This window comes from Sinorhizobium sp. GQ132, assembly GCF_059758575.1.
The window spans coordinates 58,667-78,467 of sequence record NZ_JCAXDX010000005.1; the positions used below are offsets into that span (position 1 = coordinate 58,667).

Annotated in this window: 14 protein-coding genes; 2 read left to right on the top strand and 12 right to left on the bottom strand. The window is 63.2% G+C overall.

Annotation, left to right across the window (positions count from 1 at the left end):
- Window positions 1–2: 2 nt before the first annotated feature.
- The 7 genes from AC6CIG_RS14465 to AC6CIG_RS14495 all read right to left on the bottom strand — a co-directional run bounded on the left by AC6CIG_RS14465 (window position 3) and on the right by AC6CIG_RS14495 (window position 11,654).
- The gene (locus AC6CIG_RS14465) at window positions 3–1,646 is read right to left on the bottom strand and encodes a monovalent cation/H+ antiporter subunit D (RefSeq protein ID WP_164866800.1); all 1,644 of its coding nucleotides are present in this window, start codon (window positions 1,644–1,646) and stop codon (window positions 3–5) included.
- The gene (locus AC6CIG_RS14470; RefSeq protein ID WP_003528841.1) at window positions 1,615–1,962 is read right to left on the bottom strand and encodes a Na+/H+ antiporter subunit C; all 348 of its coding nucleotides are present in this window, start codon (window positions 1,960–1,962) and stop codon (window positions 1,615–1,617) included. Before AC6CIG_RS14470 ends, AC6CIG_RS14465 begins: the two co-directional genes overlap by 32 nt.
- The gene (locus tag AC6CIG_RS14475) at window positions 1,962–4,871 is read right to left on the bottom strand and encodes a monovalent cation/H+ antiporter subunit A (protein WP_164866798.1); all 2,910 of its coding nucleotides are present in this window, start codon (window positions 4,869–4,871) and stop codon (window positions 1,962–1,964) included. The genes AC6CIG_RS14470 and AC6CIG_RS14475 overlap by 1 nt, the downstream gene beginning before the upstream one ends.
- A gap of 229 nt (window positions 4,872–5,100) precedes the next feature.
- Entirely contained in the window at window positions 5,101–7,737 is a 2,637-nt protein-coding gene (locus tag AC6CIG_RS14480) for a bifunctional diguanylate cyclase/phosphodiesterase (RefSeq protein WP_498323024.1), read from the bottom strand.
- A 153-nt stretch (window positions 7,738–7,890) separates the two neighbouring features.
- On the bottom strand, window positions 7,891–9,504 hold the full coding sequence (locus AC6CIG_RS14485) for a cisplatin damage response ATP-dependent DNA ligase (RefSeq protein ID WP_018096662.1): 1,614 nt from the start codon (window positions 9,502–9,504) through the stop codon (window positions 7,891–7,893).
- A gap of 3 nt (window positions 9,505–9,507) precedes the next feature.
- Window positions 9,508–10,518, bottom strand: a complete 1,011-nt coding sequence (locus AC6CIG_RS14490) for a ligase-associated DNA damage response exonuclease (protein ID WP_127709165.1) — start codon at window positions 10,516–10,518, stop codon at window positions 9,508–9,510.
- A 182-nt stretch (window positions 10,519–10,700) separates the two neighbouring features.
- Window positions 10,701–11,654, bottom strand: coding sequence for a nucleoside hydrolase (locus tag AC6CIG_RS14495; RefSeq protein WP_127709163.1), 954 nt, complete (start codon window positions 11,652–11,654; stop codon window positions 10,701–10,703).
- Between the two features lie 199 nt (window positions 11,655–11,853).
- Between AC6CIG_RS14495 and AC6CIG_RS14500 the strand changes: the two genes are divergently transcribed.
- On the top strand, window positions 11,854–12,474 hold the full coding sequence (locus tag AC6CIG_RS14500) for a hypothetical protein (protein WP_127709161.1): 621 nt from the start codon (window positions 11,854–11,856) through the stop codon (window positions 12,472–12,474).
- A gap of 53 nt (window positions 12,475–12,527) precedes the next feature.
- Here the strand turns inward: AC6CIG_RS14500 and lysS are convergent, their stop codons facing one another.
- The 5 genes from lysS to AC6CIG_RS14525 all read right to left on the bottom strand — a co-directional run bounded on the left by lysS (window position 12,528) and on the right by AC6CIG_RS14525 (window position 18,336).
- Window positions 12,528–14,024 carry a lysine--tRNA ligase gene (gene lysS, locus AC6CIG_RS14505; protein WP_100672864.1) on the bottom strand — a complete coding sequence of 499 codons (1,497 nt, stop codon included), beginning with the start codon at window positions 14,022–14,024 and terminating at the stop codon, window positions 12,528–12,530.
- A 10-nt stretch (window positions 14,025–14,034) separates the two neighbouring features.
- The gene (gene gltX / locus AC6CIG_RS14510; protein ID WP_018096667.1) at window positions 14,035–15,492 is read right to left on the bottom strand and encodes a glutamate--tRNA ligase; all 1,458 of its coding nucleotides are present in this window, start codon (window positions 15,490–15,492) and stop codon (window positions 14,035–14,037) included.
- Between the two features lie 271 nt (window positions 15,493–15,763).
- Window positions 15,764–16,516: a TerC family protein gene (locus tag AC6CIG_RS14515; RefSeq protein WP_018096668.1), complete on the bottom strand. Its 753-nt coding sequence runs from the start codon at window positions 16,514–16,516 to the stop codon at window positions 15,764–15,766.
- Between the two features lie 166 nt (window positions 16,517–16,682).
- The gene (locus AC6CIG_RS14520; RefSeq protein WP_018096669.1) at window positions 16,683–17,522 is read right to left on the bottom strand and encodes an AraC family transcriptional regulator; all 840 of its coding nucleotides are present in this window, start codon (window positions 17,520–17,522) and stop codon (window positions 16,683–16,685) included.
- Window positions 17,523–17,640: 118 nt separating this feature from the next.
- Window positions 17,641–18,336: a TetR/AcrR family transcriptional regulator gene (locus tag AC6CIG_RS14525; protein ID WP_018096670.1), complete on the bottom strand. Its 696-nt coding sequence runs from the start codon at window positions 18,334–18,336 to the stop codon at window positions 17,641–17,643.
- Window positions 18,337–18,579: 243 nt separating this feature from the next.
- Here AC6CIG_RS14525 and AC6CIG_RS14530 point away from each other — a divergent pair, with 243 nt between their 5' ends.
- Complete coding sequence (locus AC6CIG_RS14530) at window positions 18,580–19,785, top strand: HlyD family secretion protein (protein ID WP_127709159.1); 1,206 nt, start codon at window positions 18,580–18,582, stop codon at window positions 19,783–19,785.
- Window positions 19,786–19,801: the final 16 nt, after the last annotated feature.

The window sequence follows — 19,801 nt, forward strand, 5'->3', positions numbered from 1 at the left end:
CGCTACTGGCTCCCGGCCCGCGGCGCCGAAAGCACGCGATCGCTGTGGGTGAGGGGCGCGAGCAGATCGTCAGCCGTCGCCTGCATGTAACGCATCGCGGGTCCCGCCTGCAGGCTCAGGAAGATGCAGGCTGCGAGCAGGACGACGACCGGCGTGATCTCGATCACGACGACCCGCGGGATCGTACCCTCGATCGACGCCCAGAACGTTCGGATGCCGATGCGGTTCATCGCGATCATGGCAGCGAGCCCGGACAGGATGAGGAGAGTGACATAGGTCCAGTCGGCGGCGGACGTTGCCGTTGCGAGCTCGGCGGCCGGCATGTCGAAGAGGCCGCTGATGAGCGCGAATTTGGCGATGAAGCCGGAGAAAGGCGGCAGGCCGGCCAGCAGCAGGGCACAGAGGCAGAAGCAGAGGCCGAGAACGGCCATGGTGCCGGGAATGGCGACGCCGACCTCCTCCTCCTCCTCGTCCTCGTCGAAATCGCCATAGGCTTCCATCGTCACGGCCAGAACATCGGCGCCGGCGTCCCGGCCGCGTTCGACGAGCTCGATCAGCAGGAAGAAGGCCCCGATCGTCAGTGTCGAGCTGACCAGATAGAAGAGTGCGCCGGCGAGCATTCCGTCGTGGCCGAGGCCGACCGCGGCGAGCAGGGTCCCCGAGGATACGAGAACGGAGTAGCCCGCAAGGCGGCCCATCGCCTGCGAGGCGAGCACGCCGATGCCGCCGAAGGCGATCGTCAGCATTCCCCCGGTGACGAGCCAGTCCTGGCCGAAACCGGACGATGCGCCCGCCGCGGTGCCGAAGACGAGCAGATGCAGGCGGATGATGACGTAGATGCCGACTTTGGTCAGGACCGCGAAGACGCCTGCGACCGGCGGCGTCGCCGCGGCATAGGCCGTCGGCAGCCAGAAGCTGAGCGGCCACATGCCCGCCTTGACGAGAAAGGCGACGCCGAGGATGGCCGAGCCCATTTCGACGAGTGTTCTGCTTCTGGGTTCGAGGGCTGCGAGCTTCGTCGCGAGGTCGGCCATGTTGAGCGTGCCGGCGGCGCCGTAGATAAGGCTGACGCCGATCAGGAACAGCGCCGAGGCGGCGAGGTTTACGGCGATATAATGCAGCCCCGCCTTCACGCGCAGCGGACCGGAGCCGTGCAGGAGCAGGCCATAAGAGGCGGCCAGCATCATTTCGAAAAAGACGAAGAGATTGAAGAGGTCGCCCGTGAGAAAGGCGCCGTTGAGACCGGCTACGAGAAGCTGGAAAAGCGAATGGAAGTGATGCCCCGCCGTGTGCCACCGCGCCATGGAATAGGCCTGCGCGGCGAGTGCAAGGCCGCTCGTCAGGCACAGCATCAGGGCCGACAGGCGGTCGAGCACGAGGACGATCCCGAAGGGGGCGGGCCAGTTTCCGAGCTGATAGACCCCTGATCCGGGCAGGCTGCCGGTGCCGGCCGCGGCAAGTCGCATGAGGATCATCGAGAGGATGAAGACGACGAGCGTGGACGCGAAGCCGATGGCCCCCTTCAATGTCCGGTCGCGCTCGTTGATCGGGATCAACACCGCAGCCACGGCAAGCGGCAGGAGGATCGGCAGGATGAGAAGATGATCGAGCCAATCAGTCACCGCGCTGCTCCCTTCCGTCCACATGGTCGGTTCCGGTGAAGCCGCGGGAGGCGAGCAGCACCACGAGGAAAAGTGCGGTCATGGCGAAGCCGATGACGATCGCCGTCAGCACCAGTGCCTGCGGCACCGGGTCGGTATAGCGGGCGAGATCGCCGACGCCGCCGGGATCGAGGATCGGAGGGGCGTTCACCCGCAACCGGCCCATGCCGAAGATGAAGAGATTGACGGCGAAGGAGAGCAGCGAAAGCCCGATGATCACCTGGTATGTTCGCGGCCTCAGGAGAAGATAGACGCCCGATGCGGTCAGCGTGCCGATCCCGGCCGAAAGAATGAGTTCCATTAGCGTACCGCCTCCTTGTCCGAGCGTGCGGCCTTCGCATGCGCACGCGGTGCACGGACCGACTGGTGCGCCAGCGCGATCAGGATGAGAACGGTGGCGCCGAGCACCAGCGAGAAGACGCCGAGGTCGAAGAGGATCGCGCTTGCGAGCGGAAACTTGCCGACGACCGGCAGGCTTGCATATTGCGCGTGGGAGGTGAGGAACGGATAGCCGAAGAACCAGGACCCGACGCCCGTGGCCGTCGCGACCAGCAGGCCGATGCTCATCCAGCGAAGCGGATGGATGCGGAGCCGTTCCTCGACCCAGCGGGTGCCGCCGGACATATATTGCAGGATAAAGCCGATCGACATGGCGATGCCGGCGGCAAAGCCGCCCCCCGGCAGATCATGTCCGCGCAGGAAGAGAAAAGCCGCGAGCATTCCTGTGACCGGAAACATCCAGCGCATGATCACTGCCGGGATGAAGAGATATTCGGCGACGCTGTCCCCGGCGGCGCGGTCGGGATGATCGTCGTCGAAGGCGTTCTGCACCCTTTGCTGCTCCGGCGTCTCCAGGCTGTCGGACTGCGGGCGGAAGCGCAAGAGAAGCGCGAAGACCGTCAGCGCGACGATGCAGAGCACGGCGATCTCGCCAAGCGTATCGAAGCCGCGGAAATCGACGAGGATGACGTTGACGACATTGGTGCCGCCGCCCTCCCGATAGGCGCGCTCGAGAAAATAGCTGGCGATGGTTTCGGGGAGGGGCCGCGTCATCACCGTGTAGGCGATGAGCATCATTCCTCCGCCGGCGCCGATCGCCAGCAGCAGGTCGCGCAAGCGCCTCAGGCGGACCCTGATCGAGATGTCCTCCGCCGCTATCGGCTCCTCGATGCGCTTCGGAAGCCAGCGCAATCCGAGCAGAATGAGCACGGTGGTGACGATCTCCACGAGGAGCTGGGTGACCGCAAGATCGGGTGCGGAAAGCCAGACGAAGGTGATGCAGGTGACGAGCCCTGCTCCGCCGAGGAGGACCAGCGAGGCGAGACGGTGGAATTTCGCCTGATAGGCGGAGCCGATGGCGCAGGCGATGCCGATCGCCCAAAGCAGAGCGAAGGCGGGATCGATGCCGCGGATCACGAGCGGCGGCAGTTCGAAATTGCCGAGAAGAAGCGGCGATGCCCCTGCCGCAAGCGCAAGAAAGACGAGGAGACGCATCTGCGGCTGCAGGCGACGCGTGCCGAGCCGCTGTTCGAGCCATCGGGCCCACTTCCAGGAAAGCGTTACCAGCACGCGCTCGAAAATGCGCTGCCCCTGGAGCAGGCGGAAGACCGGCGGACCCTCGACGGCCGTCGCCAGATAGGAGCGCATCAGGAAGTAGAGGCCGATGCCGCCCGAAAGCGCGACGAAGCTCATGATCAGCGGAATGTTCCAGCCGTGCCAGACCGAAAGGCTGTAATAGGGCGTTCCCTCGCGCAGAACCGAGAGAACGGCCGTGTGAAGGAAGGGACCGATCGTCTGGGCGGGAATTATGCCGACGACCAGACAGGCGAGGACGAGGAAGTCGACCGGCGCCCGCATCCAGCGGGGTGGCTCATGCGGCTTTCTCGGGAGGTCCGCCGGCAGCCGGCCGAAGAAGACGCCGTGGATGAAGCGGAGCGAATAGGTGACGGCAAACATGCCCGCGATCGTCGCCACATAGGGCGTAGCCGTGTCGAGCGGGTTTACGAGATGCGTCTCGATCGCCTCGGCGAAGAACATCTCCTTGGAGAGAAAGCCGTTGAGCAGCGGCACGCCGGCCATGGCGGCACTCGCCACCATGGCGAGCGTCGCGGTGATCGGCATGAAGTGGAAAAGCCCGCTCAGCCTGCGCATGTCGCGGGTGCCGCATTCGTGGTCGATGATTCCGGCCGCCATGAAGAGAGAGGCCTTGAAGGTCGCGTGGTTGACGATATGGAAGACCGCGGCGACCGCCGCCAGCGGACTGCCGAGGCTCAGGAGAACGGTGATGAGCCCGAGATGACTGATCGTCGAATAGGCGAGGAGTCCTTTCAGATCCTGCTGAAAAATCGCGAAATAGGCGCCGAGCAGGAGCGTTGTGAGGCCCGCAAGGCCCACGATCCAGAACCAGGCTTCCGTGCCGGCCATCACCGGCCAGAACCGCACGAGCAGGAAGACGCCGGCCTTTACCATCGTCGCCGAATGCAGATAGGCCGAAACCGGCGTCGGGGCCGCCATCGCGTGCGGCAGCCAGAAATGGAAGGGGAACTGGGCGCTCTTCGTCAACGCCCCGAGCAGGACGAGGACAAGTACCGTGCCATAGAGCGGATGGTTGCGGATCGCGTCGCCCGAGGCGAGGACCGCGTCGAGTTCATAGCTGCCGACGATCTTGCCGATGAGTATCAGGCCGACGAACATGGCGAGGCCGCCCATGCCGGTAATCGTCAGCGCCATGCGGGCGCCGTCGCGGGCGTGTGCGTTATGGTGCCAATAGCCGATCAGCAGGAAGGAGACGATGCTGGTCAGCTCCCAGAAGACGGCGAGCAGAATGAGGTTGCCGGAAAGGACGACGCCCAGCATCGATCCCATGAAGGCGAGGAACAGCGCGAAAAAGCGCGGGACCGGGTCCTCCTCGGCCATATAGTAGCGGGCATAAAGCACGACGAGAACGCCGATCGCCGTGATCAGTGCCGAAAACAGCCAGGCGAAGCCGTCCATCCTGAGGGTGAAGTTCAGCCCGAGTTGCGGAACCCAGTCGATCCGGTAATGGAGGACGCCGCCCGAGGCGACGTAGGGGTAGAGGCCGGCGGTCACCAGGAAGCAGACAAGCGCGATCGCACCTGCAAACCAGGAAATCGCACCGCGCTGATCGGACGGGAAGAAGATTGCAATGAGGCTTCCCGCGAAGGGGAGAAGAATGAAAACAGAAAGCAATTTCTCCGCGTATTCGATCGTTTTGTCTCCTTCCGAGTGTATTGGAGGTCGGGACTTCGGTCCCCCGAGTCTGACGCCGGACGGGCCACGCGGACGAGGTCCGCGCGTTCGCATAAGCGGCAGGAGGCATATGTTTTTATGACTATTTTCCGGACGGCTGCCAAGCCTTAGCAGCAAGAAAAAGCCGCGTCTGTGCAGTCCGCCTCCGAAAGCGGGGTCCGGGTCCCGGTCAAGCGGCGCGCCACCGCCGCTCAAAGACGAAAGTGGCAAGGTCGTTGGCGTTCATCGGCCGGGCGAAGGCGTAGCCCTGCAGACCATGGCATTCCATTTCCTTGAGGATGCGGGCGTGCTCGAGCGTTTCGACACCTTCGGCGATCACTTCGATCCCGAGCGATGTGCCGATGTCGATGATCGATGCCACGAGCCGGCGCTCCGCCGGAGAGGCGAGAATAGGCAGCACCAGTTGCCGATCTATCTTCAGGCGGCGTGGCGTCAGCTTCAGCAGGCTCAGGATCGAGGCATAGCCGGTACCGAAGTCGTCGATCTCGATGTCGATGCCGAGTTCCTTGATGCGCCGGATGTTGGACATGACCGTCACATCGTTCTCGTCGAAGAAAATCGATTCGAGCAGTTCGAAGGAAAGCCGCCCCTCGGGTATGGAAAGCTCCTCCAGCCGGTCGATCAGTCCCTCGTCTCTCAGGCGCGGATAGGAGAGATTGACCGACACCTTCGGCACGTAGATGCCGTTTGCCTCCCAGCGATAGATCTGAAAGAGCGCCTGTTCGAGAATCTTCTGATCGATCGCAGCGACGACGTTGATGTCCTCCGCCGTCTTGAGAAAGGCGTGCGGGCCGAGAAGCCCTTTGGTGGGATGATCCCATCGTGCGAGTGCCTCGACGCCGATAATGTCGAGCGAGCTCGGACAGAACTGCGGCTGGAAATATGCGACGAATTCGTTCTGCTCGAGACCGCGCAGGATCTCGTCGGCCGTCTGTTTCGTCTGGAGCACGGCGGTCTTCAGCGCACCCGTAAAGGTCTCTTGCCGGTTGCGGCCCCGGCGCTTGGCCTCGTAGAGGGCGATATCGGCGTTGACCAGTACCTGGGAAAGGTCATCCGTCGCATCGGTTTGAGCGGCAATCCCGATGCTCACGCCTATGCGGCATTCCTGATCTTCGTAGCGCACCGGAACGCTCATCGCCTCGATCACGCGGGAAGCCAGAGCCGCGTCTTCGTCGCCGCCGCCGCTTGCGCGAATGATGACGAACTCGTCGCCGCCGATCCGGGCGACGAAATCGTCCTGGCGTGCATTGTCCCGCAAAAGGCTTGCCGCATGCTTCAGGATTTCGTCGCCGGCTGCATGGCCCATCGTGTCGTTGATCTGCTTGAAACGGTCGAGATCGATATGGAAGATGCTGATCTTCGCATTTGCGTCGGCCCGCCGGCTGCGGTCGAAGAGAATCTGGTCCAGGAAGCGGCGATTGGGCAGACCGGTCAATGGATCGTGCAGCGCGTTGAATTCCATGCGATGGCGTGCCGCCTCCAACTCGGCACTGTGAGCTTCCGCGAGACGTTTGGCCTCCGATAGCGTCGCGCGTGTCTTCACGTCGGCCGTCACGTCCCAGTTGACGCCGACGATCTTCCTGTTGCCGTTCGTTCCGGCATAGGTCGAGCCGATCGCGCGGATATGGCGGACTTCCCCATCCGGAAGGCGGATGCGGAATTCCGTGTTGTATGCGCCGCCCGTGGCGAGCGTTTCGGCGAATTCCGCCTCGGCACGGGCGAGATCGTCGGGATGAAGCGTGTTCCGCCAGTCCTCGTAGACCTCGCGCATCGACGATCCGATGCCGTAGAGCTCCTTCATGCGGCTGTCCCACAGGAGCGTGCCGCTGTCGACGTCGAGCTCCCATATGCCGATCTTCGAAGTGTCGAGAGCGATCCTCAGCCGGTGCGAAAGCTCCTGAAGCTGATCCTTGCTCTGCCTCAATGCGCGAAAGTTCGCCTGCCGCTCGGCCATGAGACGGCCGGCGACGATCATGGGAGCGACGATCATCAGGCCGCCGAATATGATGAGGAAGCGGACCTGCCACGCATTCTGCGGTGTCGTCGGCCACCCGCCTTTGGGGATCGCGGCCATGCGCCAGGAACCGCCGGGCAAGGATACGCTCATCTCGACAGGGGCGCTTTCGAAGATTGCCGGGTCGCCGAAGAAATGCGGGCCGCCGCGTCCCGTGCCGTCGCGGCCGGCAATGGCGATGTCGATGTCGAGCGCCGGCGATGAAAGCCCACTGTCGCGATAAAGGCGATCGACATCGATCACCGCTGATACAACGCCCCAGAAGCGCCTGCCACCTTCCGGACCGGTGGTTACCGGGAAGCGGCCGATCAGCCCGCGACCGCCTTGCACGAGGTCGACAGGGCCCGCGAGCACCATTTCTCCGGATGCCACTGCGCGCATGACGGAACTGCGTTGTTTGTCGTTCGCGCGGTAATCGAGACCGATCGCCTTCTCATTACCCGTCAGCGGGTAGACCATCGCGACCACCAGTTCGGGCGCGGCGGCGATGTTGCGAAGCTGCGAGCCGCCGCTGAAGACGCTGCGTGCGAGCTCTGCGAAGCGCTGCTGCTGCATGTCGGGTTCGGTCTCGATCGTGGCGATCAGGCCCCGGACCAGCTGAATATTGCCGTTGACGCTGCTCTCGAGGCTCGAGCGTATCGGGTTCAGCGCGTCGGCAACCTCGGAGCGCAGCCGCGCTTCCGAAACGATCCGGTTCTGATTGTCCGCGAGAACCCCGGCGGCGACTACCACAACGGCCGCGATGAGGGCCGGAAGGTAGCTGGGGGTGAGAAAGCGCGACAGACGGGACATGGCATGATGCGGCTTCAAAAGAGCAATTCCAGGACGTGGCCCACAAAGGGGCGGGGACGGCATGCAGCAAGCCCGGATAATTCCAGACTCTCCTTAACAAACCTTCATTCGGGGTTTCTGAAATAACTCTCGGTAACGCGTGGTCCAAGCGCTTCAGCGTTGCGTTCCGATCATCGCCTGCAGTGTTTCGAGCCTGTCTGCATCGCGAGGCAGCTTGTCGGGTCTGAGGCGGGCGATCCGCGGGAAGCGCATGGCCACCCCGGATTTGTGGCGCGTGGAGCGGTTGAGGCCTTCAAAGGCAACCTCGACGACGAAGCCGCTGTCGGGTTCGGCGCGCACCGCGCGCACGGGGCCGAAGCGTTCGACCGTATTGTCGCGCACGAACCGGTCGAGGACCTCCAGCTCGGCATCGGTGAAGCCGAAATAGGCCTTGCCGACGGGAACGAGGCTCGTCCCGTCTTCACCCTGCGCCCAGACGCCGAAGGTGAAATCGGAGTAATAGCTGGACCGCTTGCCATGGCCGCGCTGGGCATACATCAGCACGGCGTCGATATTGAAGGGCGCCCGCTTCCACTTGAACCAGGGCCCCTTGGCCCGTCCGGCCATATAGGGCGAATCCAGCCGTTTCAGCATGACGCCTTCGATCACCGGATCGGGCGGGTTGGAGCGCAGCTCGTCAAGCTCCTTCCAGCTTGAAAAGCCGACGAGCGGCGAGAGATCGAAATGCTGCGGAGAGGCCGCCTCGATCAGCGCCGACAGCGCCTCGCGGCGGAGGTGAAAGGGCTCGGGCCTGATATCGCGCTCGCCTGAAAAGAGAATGTCGTAGGCACGGATGAAGGCCGGAAACTCGTCCATCAGCTTGCGACTGACGGTCTTGCGGTTCAGCCTTTGCTGCAGGTCGGCGAATGTCGCGGTGGCGCGGTTGCTGCGCATCGTTCCGCCGACCAGAAGCTCGCCATCGATGACGCCGGTGATATCGGCAGCCTCGATGATCTCGGGAAAGGCGGAGGATATCTCGTCGCCGCTGCGTGAATAGAGGCGTCGAGTCCCGCCGACATTGGCGAGCTGGACGCGGATGCCGTCCCACTTCCACTCGGCCGCGAAGTCGGCCGGGTCGAGCCCTTCGAGATCGCCCTCTCCGACCGCTGTCGCGAGCATCACCGAATGAAAGACCGCAGGTGTCTTGAGCACCGGCATCTCCGCCTCACCGGTGAGCCAGAGGAAAAGCGGCAGGTATGGCGGCTCCAATCCGTGCCAGAGCGTTTCGATCTCGCTCACCTCCTTGCCGCCCATCTCCGCAAGCGCCTGTTTTGCGAGCCGCGCCGAGACCCCGATCCGCAAGCCTCCTGTCGCGAGCTTGAGGAGTGCGAAGCGGCCGGAGGTGTCGAGCCGGTCCAGAAGGTCGCGGACGAGCGAGCGAACCTCGGAGCGGCCGGCCCGCTGCAGCCGCTCGACAACCTCGCCGAGCGGAATGTCCTCGGGGGCGACGTCCGGCGGCGGCTCCCAGGCGAGGGAGACCGTTTCCGCGAGGTCGCCGACATAGTCGTAGGAATAGTGGAACAGCACGTCGTCCATGCGCTCGAGCAAGAGGTCGCGAATGAGGGCCGGCTTTACCGTGTTGAGCGAGAGCGTGCCCGCGATCGCGGCCAGCGCGTAGCCGCGGCTCGGATCGGGTGCGCCGCGGAAATAGTCGACGAGCAACCGGATCTTGCCGTTTCGCTGCGGCGTCAGCACGAGCCGGTCGAGCAATTCGGCGAATGCTCTCATCGCTCACTCTCCCTCATCGTCGTAACCGACAAGATGCAATGGCCGGGCGGGTATGCCCTGTAACTGGCACCAGCGGACCAGCGCCTCCTCACGGCCATGCGTCACCCAGACTTCGGCAGGCGCGATTTCGCGGATCGTGGCCGTGAGCTCGACCCAGTCGCAATGATCGGAGATGACGAGCGGCAGCTCGACGCCGCGCTGCTTGGCGCGCTGTCGGATGAGCATCCAGCCGGAGGCGAAGATGGCGAGCGGATCGGCGAAACGGCGCGCCCATCGTTCGGCAAAAGCCGCCGGAGGCCCGAGGACGATAGCGCCGGCGAGGTCCTGCCGGTTTTCCTGGCCGAGCGTTGCCGGACGGATATCGCCGAGATCGATGCCCTGGCTCTGGTAATATTCGCACAGCCTGGCGAGTGCGCCATGGATGTGGATAGGTTCGTCGTAGCCCCGCTGGCGTATGAGCGCGATGAGACGTTGTGCCTTGCCGAGGGCGTAGGCGCCGACCACATGCGCACGCTCGGGAAACTGCCGGAGAGACTGGAGGAGCCGGGCGATCTCTCCCTTGTCGTCCGGGTGGTGGAAGACCGGCAGGCCGAAGGTCGCTTCCGTGATGAAAACGTCGCAGGCGACCGGCTCGAAGGACGGGCAGGTCGGATCGGGTCGTCGCTTGTAATCGCCGGAAACGACGATCCGCGTCCCGTCTGCCTCGACGGAGATCTGCGCCGAACCGAGCACATGGCCGGCCGGGTGGAAACGGACGCGCACGCCGCCGACCGAAATCGTCTCGCCGAAGCGCGCGTCTTGGCTCGCGCCGCAGAAGTCGTCACCATAGCGCAGGCGCATGATGTCGAGCGTCTCGCGCGTCGCGAGCACATGGCCATGTCCGGCGCGCGCATGGTCGGAATGTCCGTGGGTAATGAGTGCCCTCTCGACCGGTTGCACCGGGTCGATATAGAAATCCCCGTATTGGCAGTAGAGACCTTTGGGGGCGGGAAAGAGCAAAGCGTCCGGCTTCATACGGATAAAGATAGCCGGCGGCGGCGCATCTGCCAGCTATCCGCGAAAGATTTTCGCCGTAAGGCGGCTGCGGGCCGTCCGCGGATAAAACTCCTCCCAGCGCCGGCGTCAGGAAGCGGCAGTGCGACGGGTCAAGCCCCTCCCACCTGTGGGAGGGGTTGGGGAGGGGCGCTTTCCGGAGGTTAGTTGCCGCCCGCGAGCGTATCGCCGATGAGTTTCAGCACCGCTTCGGCATCGATGTCGATACAGGCCTGCTGGCTTGGGAAGCCGTCCCAGGCGTTCGGGGGAAACAGTCGCCCATCCGGTTTTTGAACGGTCTGGCCGTCGGCGATGCCGCCGCAAAGGACCCGGATGGCGCCGCCACGGGTCTGAAAGAATTGGGGCGCGACGACATAGGCGCAGGCGCAGCTGTCGTGCACGATCATGCCGTCATCCACATGGTGCTCGTAGAAGTCGATGTAGAATTGCGAGATGTCGGAAAGAAGCCTCGCCGGTGAACCGCCGCGTTCGGCGATCTCGGAGAGCGTGGCGCGGCTCATCACCGTCTTCGTCGTCACGTCGAGACCGATGACGGTCACCGGCCATGGCGCCGTCATCACCACATCGGCCGCTTCCGGGTCGCCGTGGATATTGGCTTCCGCCGCCGGCGTGATGTTGCCGGGAACATCGAAGGCGCCGCCCATGATCACCACCGCCTTGACGAGCGCGGCAATCTCCGGATCGTCGCGCAAGGCGCGCGCCAGGTTGGTCATCCGGCCGACGGCGACGAGCGTCACCTCGCCGGGATTGGCGCGCACGGTGTCGATGATGAAGCGGTGGGCAGGACGAGGGTCGAGCGGCAGGTCCATCTGCGCCGGCACGCCGATATTGCCGAGCCCGTCATCGCCGTGAATGCCCGTCGGCCATTCGACATGCGGCCGGCCGGCATCGAACGTCTCGCCCATGCCCCTGGCAACCGGTGCGGCAATATTCCATGCCCCTTTGAGGAACAACGCATTGCGCGTCGTCGTCTCGATCGAGGCATTGCCGAAGACCGTGGTGATGCCGAGCAGCTCTATGGCCGGGTGACGGTGCAGAAAGAGGAGGGCCATCGCATCGTCGACGCCCGGATCCGTATCGAAAATAACCTTGTGCATACCGCCTCTTCCTGGTTACGGGGGATTCCCGCCTACAGCGACGTTGTGCATGGCGCAATGGACAAGCTGCGGAAGAAAGTCAATCTCTGGCCGCCTGCCGGAGGCCTCCGTTTAAACTTTCCGAAAGGTGGCTCGTCTATCTTCGAAGACGCCTTCGGGCCTTTCTTGCGATCCTTTACGACGACAGCGGAGCCATCCCTTGAAGGCCATTCTCAGCAAATTGCGCCCTTCGAAGCGGCTGGTGATCATCCTGTCCGCCGCCTTCGGGGTCTCCGCCGCATCCGGCGGTGCCGCGGTCTATGTCGGTCGCGACAAGATACTGACGCGCTTCGCGGAGCCCTCCGCCTCCGGCCTCGAATGCACCGCGCTCCGGACCTTGAAGCTCGACCACAAGGGGCAGCGGTGGATCCGCATGCATGTGAAGACGGACCGGGCAACCGGGCCGGATCGGATCAGGACCGCCTTGCGCGTCGCAGGCGGCCTCGCCAAAAAGGAGGAGGCCGATCTTTACCAGGTGGTCGTGCTCGATGCGGCAGGTCCGGAGGATCGCGCAGGCGTGCGCGGTTCGGCGATCGGCGCGGAGGTGCTCTTCGCCCCCGGTCCGCGGAGCGTGCCGGGTTTGGATGAACCCTTCCGCGCCTCCTATAACGAGGCCACGGCCAACGCTGCCGGCAGGTTCCACGGCAAGGTCGTGACGCTCGAACTGGACGACGTCCGCGCCATCATGGCCAAGATGGACGACCGCTCCATGTGCAACGATCCGTCGGCAGCCGGCGATGTCGCGGCCGCTGCGCCGGCCGAGGAACAGGCGAGTCATTAAGGGAGAGCCCCTCCCCAACCCTCCCCCCGTTGGGGAGGGCCTGCTCCAGGGTATCAATCGGCCTTCTGACGGCGGGCCGGGAAGAGGATGATGTCGCGGATCGACGGCGAGTTGGTGAGCAGCATGATCAGCCGGTCGACACCGATCCCCAACCCCCCGGCCGGCGGCATGCCCTGGTCCATGGCATCGAGGAAGTCCTCGTCCAGCGTCTTTTCCTTCTCGCCGCGGGCATGCGCCTGTTCCATCTGCTCGACCATGCGGGCGCGCTGCTCGACCGGGTCGTTGAGCTCGGAAAATGCGTTGCCGATCTCCCATCCGTTGCAATAGGTCTCGAAGCGCTCGACGAGCCGCGGCTCGCCCGGCACCTCCTTGGCGAAGGGCGAGATGTCCTTCGGGAAGTGGATGACGTGAGCAGGCTGGATCAAGGTCGCTTCGACCTTCTCCTCGAAGAGGAAGGCGAGCACCTCGCCCCAGGTCGCGTCCTTCTCAATCTCGACACCGGCGTCGCGAGCCGCCTGCCGGGCCTCCTCGTCGCTCTTGATGGCAAGGAAATCGATTCCGGTCGCATCCTTGACCGCCGCCGGCATGGAGACGCGCGGGAACGGCCCCTTGAAGGAGAGCTGCTTGTCGCCGAACTCGAATTCCGTCTTGCCGTGAACCGCAAGCGCCAGGGTCTCGAACATGCGTTCCACGAGACCCATCACGTCCTCGTAGTCGGCATAAGCCCAGTAGCACTCCATCATGGTGAATTCAGGATTGTGCCGGGTCGAGACGCCTTCGTTGCGGAAGTTGCGGTTGATCTCGAAGACCTTGTCGGTAAGGCCGGAAACGAGAATGCGCTTCAGGTAAAGCTCGGGCGCGATGCGCAGATACATGTCGAGCTTCAGCGTGTTGTGATGCGTCTTGAAGGGCTCGGCCGTCGCGCCGCCATAGATCGGCTGCAGCATCGGCGTCTCGACTTCCATGAAGCCTTCGTCCTCGAGGAATCGGCGCAGGCTCGATACGATGCGGCTTCGCTGCTGAAAGCGCAGCTTCGATTCCTCGTTGACCATGATGTCGAGGTAACGCTTACGATAGCGCGTCTCGATGTCGGCAAGCCCGTGATACTTCTCCGGCATCGGCAGGAGCGACTTGCAGAGCATGGTGATTTCTTTGGCGTTGACCGTCAGTTCGCCGCGCTTGGTGCGGCGCACTTCTCCGGTCACCCCGATGATGTCGCCGAGATCGATCATCGGCAGAAGCGCGCGCGCCTCCTCCGGTGCCGTATCCTTGTGCGAAAAGATCTGGATCTTGCCGGAAGCGTCATGAAGATCCATGAACATGCCGGAATTGCGCGAGGAGAAGACGCGGCCGGCAACGGTTACCGTTTCGCCGCTTTCGGTATCGGGCTCCAGCCCGGCATATTTCTCCGCGAGTTCCGAATTGGTGAGCGTACGGTGGAAATGCGCGGGATAAACATCGCCGATCTGCTGGCGCAGAAGGTCGAGCTTCTGGGAGCGCACTTCCGTCGCGTCGGAGGAAAGGCCGGCTGCCTGTGTCTTGTCGGTCATGGTCTCGTCCTTACTTTCCACTGCCCGCCATGGAGGCGACGACCTGCGCGGCGACCTTCAGCCGCTGGCGCACGACCGAACGGCCGAGCAGTTCCATCGAATCGAACAGCGGCAGCGAGCGCTGCGAGCCCGAGCAGGCGACGAAGAGCGGCGCCACCACGGCTTTCAGCTTCTTGCCCATCCGCTCCGCGCTGGCGCGCAGCTCCGTCTCGATCGATTCCTTGTTCCATTCCAGAATCTTTTCGAGATCCGGCTGCACGGTGTTCAGGATTTCGAGCATCTCCTCGGGCGAGGCCTTCACCCCGGCAAAGGCGGCGGGCTGCAGGCCGAGATCCGACTTGAAGAGGAAGGCGGCGAGATCAGGCAGTTCGCCGAGCTTCGAAATGCGGGTCTGAGAGAGCTTCAGACCTTCCTTGAGCCGCTCGTTGTCCATCGCCCAGGCGAGGACGCGGGCTGCGAATTCCTCGTCGGAAAGCTTCTCGCGGATCCAGCGCGCGTTCAGCCAGTCGAGCTTCTGGATGTCGAAGATCGCGCCGGCCTTGGACAGGTTTTCCGGATCGAATTTCTCCGCCAGCTCCTCCACCGTCAGCAGTTCTTCGCCTTCGGCGATCTGGATGAAGAACAGGCCGAGGAAGTTCATCAGCGCTTCCGGCAGGTAGCCGAGCGCCGTGTAGTAGGAGATGGAGGTCGGGTTCTTGCGCTTCGACAGTTTCGATTTGTCGGCATTGCGCATCAGCGACAGATGCATGAAGACAGGCGGTTCGAGGCCAAGATACTGATAGATCAGAATGTGCTTCGGCACGGAGGCGAGCCATTCCTCGCCGCGTGCGACATGGGTGATCTTCATCAGATGGTCGTCCACGACGTTTGCCATGTGATAGGTCGGCATGCCGTCGGCCTTGAGCAGTACCTGCATGTCGACGGCTTCCCACGGGATCTCGACATCGCCATAGACGCCGTCGTGGAACTTGCAGGAGCCCTCGGTCGGGATCTTCATGCGCACGACATGCGGCTCGCCGGCGTCGACGCGCGACGTCACTTCCTCGGCCGAGAGGCTGAGGCAGAGGCCGTCATATTTGGGCGGCTTGCCGGCGGCACGCTGCGCCTCGCGCATCTGCTCCAGCCGCTCGGGCGTGCAGAAACAGCGGAAGCCGTGGCCGTTCGCAACGATCTTCTCGACGTAAGGCTTGTAGATGTCCTTGCGATCGCTCTGGCGATAGGGGCCGTAGGGGCCGCCGATATCGGGACCTTCCGACCATTCCAGTCCGCACCACTTCAGCGCGTCGAGCACCTTCTTCTCGAATTCCGGCGTCGAGCGCGTCGCATCCGTGTCCTCGATGCGCAGGATGAATTTGCCGCCGTGCTTCTTGGCGAAGAGATAGTTGAAGAGCGCTATATAGGCGGTGCCGACATGCGGCTCGCCGGTGGGGGAAGGTGCGATACGCACCCGGACTGCAGAATCTGCCATTGTCTTTGCCCGTCTTGACGTGCTTTCAGGGCCCTTTGCCGGAGTGCTCTCCGGCTTGCGGGCGCGCATTTTATGGGAAGGAAAGGCCCGCAAGAGTTCCGCACCAGCGGTTTAGCCAGGCAATTCCAGTCGGCAGGCGTGAGACCATAGAAAGCCCTGTATGTCAACGGAAAGCCGCGGGCGGCAATGTCGTCGTCTCGCCGCACGCAAACAACAAAGATCGCCGCGAAGGCCCGCATTGGTGCGATGCGGGCCCTGTCGTGTCGTGCTTCTATTTCGTCCTTGCGGTCTGTCGCTTCATGCGCGCGTTGCGGGCGACCATGTTGAGAACCTCGACCAGTGCGGAGAAGGCCATCGCAGCATAGACGTAGCCCTTCGGCACGTGGAAGCCCATGCCTTCGGCGATCAGGGTCGTGCCGATCATCAGGAGGAAGGCCAGCGCCAGCATGACGATCGTCGGATTTCGCTCGATGAAGTTCGCAAGCGGGTTCGCTGCAACCAGCATGACGGTCACGGCGACGACGACGGCGACGACCATGATCGGCAGATGCGGGGTCATGCCGACGGCAGTGATGATGCTGTCGACCGAGAAGACGAGGTCGAGAAGCAGGATCTGGCCGATGGCGGCCGCGAAGCTGTTGATCGCGGAGCTGGCGATGAAATCCTCCTCGTGATCTCTCGGATCGACACTGTGGTGGATTTCCTTGGTCGCCTTCCACACGAGGAAGAGCCCGCCGGCGATCAGGATCATGTCCTTCCAGGAAAAGCCGTGGCCGAAGGCCTCGAAGACCGGCTGCGTCAGTTGAACGATCCAGGCGATGGTGCCGAGCAGCGCCAGCCGCATGACGAGTGCAAGGCCGATGCCGATGCGCCGGGCGCTGACGCGGTTTTCCGGCGGCAGCTTGTTGGTGAGGATCGAGATGAAAATGAGATTGTCGATGCCGAGGACCACCTCCATTACGATGAGTGTGATGAGGGCGATCCAAGCCTCCGGGCTTTGAGCAAGCGTGAGGATTTCCTGCATCGGCAACGTTTCCTTTTCGAGACACGACAGATGGCGCAGTATTTAGGGATACTTGCGAAAGTCGCAAGCGCCGCCGCGCGTTTCGCGGCGACGTTGTCGGCTCCAGGTGATCGAAAAGGTGGAATTGTCGAAGGAAAGCCGGCTGCAGCTGTCCGTGCACCGGAAATCAGCCCTTCAGCGGCACCCAGATCTCCACCGCACCCATGCCGGAATGCGGATCGAAGCGCTCGTCGTAGCGTTCCATCAGGTCGGGCAATTCACCGTGTCGGTGGCCGGACTGCGGAAGCCAGGTCGTGAAGATGTGATGGGCCGTGTTGGCGATCCCGGAAATGTGCCCGCGATGGATGAAGATCGCGTAACGCTGCCGGGGCAGCTTGAGTGTCGAAAAGCCGGTGGGCAGGGCCTCGGCTTCCCGTATCTCCGCCGCAGCCATGTAGCGGAAGCGGCCCGCCTCGCCGTCCGACTGGGTGCAGACGCCATAGGCGACATTGCCGTGCTGACCGGGAATGCTGCCGAAATAGGCGTTGAAACGCTGCCAGAGGGAAGGGATGCCTTCGGTGCGGTTGTAGTCATAGGTCTCTGCGAGACCGGCGAGAAGAAGCCCCGGGCTTTCCTCGAAGCGCGGCGGCTCGATCTTCAAAGTGCGTGCGTCGTCCATTCTGATCGGCTCCAAAAGCTCGACATTGCGGACGTGCCCCTGCTTGCGGATGGACTCGGGCGTCACCCCGAACTGCTCGCGAAAGGCACGGGTGAAAGCCTCGTGCGAGCCGTAGCCCGCCTCGAGGGCCACTTCGAGAATGCCGGATGTGCCGTTTGCGAGGGCAAGCGCGGCGCCGCTCAGGCGTCGGCCGCGGATATAGGCACTGATCGAGCGACCGGCCGAAAGGCCGAATACGCGCGAAAGATGATAGCGCGAAAGGCCGGCGGCCGCGGCGATGTCATCCAGTGATATATCCTCGGCGAAATGGCTTTCAATGAACCAGATCGCCCTTCCGATGGCACTCATCGTCACTCCCTTTGTGGACACGCAAGGTCTTACGGCCTTTCAGGCGAGCGCGTTTGATCGCGATTGCTGGATTGCAAGAAGATGGTGCGGCATGTTTCGCCGGCAAGGCGCCGGGCGTTTACTTCGTGCCCGTCGTCTTTCCGTAGGCGGCGAGGAAAACGCGGATGGCGGATCTGACGTTCTTTTCGATGCTTTCGGCCGAGACCGCATCGCACATGCCGAAAAGCCGTCCCTTGAACATGCCGGCCATGGCGAGATCGATGAACTGCTTTGCGGCTATTTCCGTGTCTTCGATCGAGAGCGTGCCTGCCGACACCTGCTGGTCGAGATAGGCCTTGAGCACGGTGTATCCGTTCTCCGGCGTCGCAGTGAAGAAGCGCTGCGCCAGCCGGGGCATCCGGTCGATCACGCCGAGTACCGTGCGCATCGCGCGGATCGTGTAATCCGACGTTATGCTCGTCACCAGCTTCACGCCGAAAGCGTGAAGCGCCTCCTCGATCGGTTCATTGCCGTTCAACGATTGCTTGACGCTGTTGACGATAATGTTCCGCTCGCGCGCGATGAGCGCCGTGAACAGGTCTTCCTTGTTATCGAAATAGACGTAGAGCGTGCCCTTGGAAACGCCGGCCTCGCGCGTGATGTCGTTCATGCTGGCGGCGTCGAAACTGCTCCGCATGAAAACGCGTTTGGCGCCGTCGAGAATTCGCTCGCGTTTGACCGGATCCTCGCCGGCGGCGTGCCGCCCGCCGGTGGACGGGTGTTCGTGCTGGTCCTGCAGGGATTTTTCCTGCTCTGCGCTTTTCGCTGACGTCATGGCTGCCGGACGTATCCACTCCTTTGATCTAGCTGCGTCACGGGAACGCGTTCAGATCGATTCCAATGAGAATAGCGGGCGCGGAGAGAACGCGCACACTTTATCTTCACCTTCCAAATCATCTTCACATTGCAAATCGAACCGGCCGGTTCGATTTGCTCTTGATATGCGGTGCGAAAGGCATTATGTCAAGCGTCATCGAACCGAACGGTTCAGTTCAATTCCAAATCAGATCGGTGGCCCATGTCCGCTTCCAGCTCTTCCAGTGCTGCCCGTGTTCGTCCCGTAGGCGACGATTTCGAAATGGATACCCAGAAGGCCGAGGCCAAGGGGCCCGGAACCGACGCTGCAGCCGCAGAGCAAACCGGGACCGAAAGCGCTGCGCCCCCGAAGAAGCGGCGCAAAATCCTTCCGGTGCTGGGTCTCGTGCTCCTCGGTGCCGCCGGCTGGTACGGCTATGACTGGTGGACCAACGGCCGTTTCCTGGTCTCGACCGACGACGCTTACATAGAAGGGGACATCGCGACCATCTCGCCCAAGGTGTCCGGCTATGTCGCCAAGGTCGACGTCGTCGCCAACCAGCATGTAAAGGCCGGAGATCCCCTCGTGACGCTCGACGACGGCGATTATCGTATCGCGGCCGAACAGGCAGAGGCGCAGATCGCCACGCAGAAGCTTGCGCTCGACCGCTTCGATGCGCAGATCGCCGGCGCCAAGGCGAGCCTTACTCAAACCGAAGCGCAGAAGAAGGCGCTCGAGGCGACGGTACGTGGCGCGGAACTGGCCCAGAAACGCGCCAGCGAGCTGCAGTCGAAGTCCTTCGGCACCGACGCTTCCCTCGACAGCGCACAGGTCGCACTCGATCAGGCTCGCGCGAACCTCGCCGGCGCGGAGGCGAACATTGCTGCGGCCAAGTCCAACATCACCGTGCTCCAAGCTCAGCGGATGGAAGCGGAAAGCACGATCCGCTCTCTGGAGCTTACCCGCGACAAGGCAAACAGGGACCTGGCCTTCACGGTGCTGAAGGCTCCCTATGACGGCGTGATAGGCAATGTGGCGGTTCAGGTCGGCGATCTCGTTTCGGCGGGCCAGCGGCTGGCGGCGCTCGTTCCGACGGATGAGCTCTACATAGACGCCAACTTCAAGGAAACGCAGATCGCGCATCTGGTGCCGGGTTCCAAGGTCCAGATCCATGTCGACGCCTATGAGGATCATCCGATCGAAGGCACCGTCGCATCGATCTCGCCGGCGTCCGGCTCCGTCTTTTCGCTGCTGCCGGCGGAAAACGCGACCGGCAACTTCACCAAGGTCATCCAGCGCGTTCCGGTGCGCATCACGCTGCCGACCGACGTGCTGGCGGAAGGGCACCTGCGCGCGGGGCTGAGCGTCGTGGTCGACGTCGATACCCGCACCGCACCGGAACAGTCGAAGGTCGCGGCCGCGAAGTAAAGGGCTCAAGGCCCAA

Excerpts from the sequence above, each read along its gene's own strand:
- gltX (WP_018096667.1), bottom strand. The coding sequence starts at position 15,492 with ATGGCAGATTCTGCAGTCCGGGTGCGTATCGCACCTTCCCCCACCGGC.
- AC6CIG_RS14470 (WP_003528841.1), bottom strand. The coding sequence starts at position 1,962 with ATGGAACTCATTCTTTCGGCCGGGATCGGCACGCTGACCGCATCGGGC.
- AC6CIG_RS14515 (WP_018096668.1), bottom strand. The coding sequence starts at position 16,516 with ATGCAGGAAATCCTCACGCTTGCTCAAAGCCCGGAGGCTTGGATCGCC.
- lysS (WP_100672864.1), bottom strand. The coding sequence starts at position 14,024 with ATGACCGACAAGACACAGGCAGCCGGCCTTTCCTCCGACGCGACGGAA.
- AC6CIG_RS14465 (WP_164866800.1), bottom strand. The coding sequence starts at position 1,646 with ATGTGGACGGAAGGGAGCAGCGCGGTGACTGATTGGCTCGATCATCTT.
- AC6CIG_RS14520 (WP_018096669.1), bottom strand. The coding sequence starts at position 17,522 with ATGAGTGCCATCGGAAGGGCGATCTGGTTCATTGAAAGCCATTTCGCC.
- AC6CIG_RS14485 (WP_018096662.1), bottom strand. The coding sequence starts at position 9,504 with ATGAGAGCATTCGCCGAATTGCTCGACCGGCTCGTGCTGACGCCGCAG.
- AC6CIG_RS14480 (WP_498323024.1), bottom strand. The coding sequence starts at position 7,737 with ATGTCCCGTCTGTCGCGCTTTCTCACCCCCAGCTACCTTCCGGCCCTC.
- AC6CIG_RS14525 (WP_018096670.1), bottom strand. The coding sequence starts at position 18,336 with ATGACGTCAGCGAAAAGCGCAGAGCAGGAAAAATCCCTGCAGGACCAG.
- AC6CIG_RS14530 (WP_127709159.1), top strand. The coding sequence starts at position 18,580 with ATGTCCGCTTCCAGCTCTTCCAGTGCTGCCCGTGTTCGTCCCGTAGGC.
- AC6CIG_RS14495 (WP_127709163.1), bottom strand. The coding sequence starts at position 11,654 with ATGCACAAGGTTATTTTCGATACGGATCCGGGCGTCGACGATGCGATG.
- AC6CIG_RS14490 (WP_127709165.1), bottom strand. The coding sequence starts at position 10,518 with ATGAAGCCGGACGCTTTGCTCTTTCCCGCCCCCAAAGGTCTCTACTGC.